Source organism: Cyclobacterium qasimii M12-11B, assembly GCF_000427295.1.
Classification (GTDB): Bacteria; Bacteroidota; Bacteroidia; order Cytophagales; family Cyclobacteriaceae; genus Cyclobacterium; species Cyclobacterium qasimii.
In genome coordinates this window covers 1-1,780 of the sequence record NZ_ATNM01000048.1, presented here as the reverse complement: position 1 = coordinate 1,780, position 1,780 = coordinate 1, and the positions used below count along the sequence as shown (strand labels likewise).

Sequence of the window (1,780 nt, the reverse complement as noted above, 5' to 3'; positions counted from 1 at the left end):
ATTGATTTTGGCGGTATTGTTGCCAATTCTGCAACAATGCTGACAAAATCATCATTTGAAATCCGCGTTCAATTGTCTCTGACAAATGCATTTTGGGAATCACCCACCCATCTGTATTTATAGAGCGTAGTGTGCTGTAATCCCTCATCGTTTTTTTCATTGTGCGAAATATAAAACAAACCATCACCCAAGGGCTGTATGCCTGTCGCTCCCCATTTAAAATGCCAACCACGAATACCTGTATCAAGATCCTTAGACCCAGCTTGTAGCAAAGACAAAGTCTTGCCTTTTATTTTATGCCTATCCGAAATTATTCGGGTGCTTACTGGTTTTTTATGGCCATCAATTACGAATAAATCATAATTCGGAAATTGGGTTTTGGTTCCCTTATATACCGCCGCAAACAAATTCCCCGTATGTGAATCATAGGCTAAATTTTGAATACCATAACGGGTATTTCCGGTTTTCACAAAATACTTCTCCAATGGTTTTTTAGGACCTGAGGTATGCAAGTTATCTTGCGATAGCTGCTTTTCATATTTAGCCCAATTAGTGACATCATACTTTAAAATCACCTGATGGTCATTGTCATCCCTATCTATATCTCCATAGATACCATAGGCAACGTACAAATACTTTTTATCAAGATTAGAACTTCCTATAGAAGGGGCAAAGGTGAGTCCATCGATACCTGAACAGGCATAGCGGTGAGGCATGATTTTATCACCTACATTTACTTCAGCCTCGTAATCTTGTACCACCTCTGATAAATAAACAGTACGCAACAAGTCCTCTGTTTCGGCATTCATATTTGTATTTACGATTTTGGCCCCATCAAAAATGGCAATATAGAATCCATTAACTCCAGCATTCTCTTCCTTTCCCAAAGTCTTTTTGATCCCTTTACCTATCGCATCATTTTTATACTCCAAAGAACCGTAGATTTTACCATCTGCATCATTGAAATCCAAATCGCCCAGGTGACCGATAAAACCGCTAACACTTCCTACCATTTGGCCAGAAAGATCCATTTTAACCAACCTATCAGTAAAAGAAAGATAAATGAACCCGTTTTTCTTATCCAAAGCCATGCCTTGTACATGCATTTTTCCTTGGTCTCCAGAATAGAAAGTATCGGGCCAGTGGCTTGGAATTTTAACTTCTTGGGCTTGTGTATTCCCCAGTATCAAAATAAAAAAGAAGGAGAATAATAATGTTTTTTTCATTGGTATAGTTGGTTTGTAACAGTGTTCTGTTAGCAATCGTGCCCTCTTGCGTATACAGCGCAAAGCTTTCATTTTGGAAGATTTTTTTCAATAAATGGGTTCAAAATGGATGTTATAATTGAAATTCAATATACCATTTAATTTATTAAGAATGTGTTGAAATGTTGTTGATTTTAGAGGGTCTATAATAGTTTGAAAACAATAGCAAGGGTAGGTAAATAAGAGAAATCCGAATGAGTAGGGCATTCCTTAAAGTAGTAAATAAGTACCAACAATTATTCTTGATTAGACTACCGTGTTGCCTAATAATCACCTTTTTAATTAAAGTCAAGTTTATTAAATATTAGTCAGCCCTGATCAGTTGGTATTTTAAGTTTATGGTAACGATAACTTTTTGAAGATGAATGAAAATATCCAAGCAATGGGATGAACGGAGCTTTTAATTAATTAGTATTTGATAGTTTTGGAGCTTGATATAACAATTAAAAGCAGGCTTATCCTAGCATTTGTTTGGTGAAACCAATGAAAATAGAAAGCTTTACCTGCTGGATGTA

The 1,780-nt window shown here is 36.1% G+C and carries 1 protein-coding gene; it reads right to left on the bottom strand.

The features are described 5' to 3' along the window. Positions 1-68: 68 nt before the first annotated feature. Positions 69-1,226, bottom strand: coding sequence for a hypothetical protein (locus tag ADICYQ_RS04335; protein WP_040414529.1), 1,158 nt, complete (start codon positions 1,224-1,226; stop codon positions 69-71). Positions 1,227-1,780 lie beyond the last annotated feature (554 nt).

Coding starts and splice junctions, on each gene's coding strand:
- ADICYQ_RS04335 (WP_040414529.1), bottom strand. CDS start 1,226: ATGAAAAAAACATTATTATTCTCCTTCTTTTTTATTTTGATACTGGGG.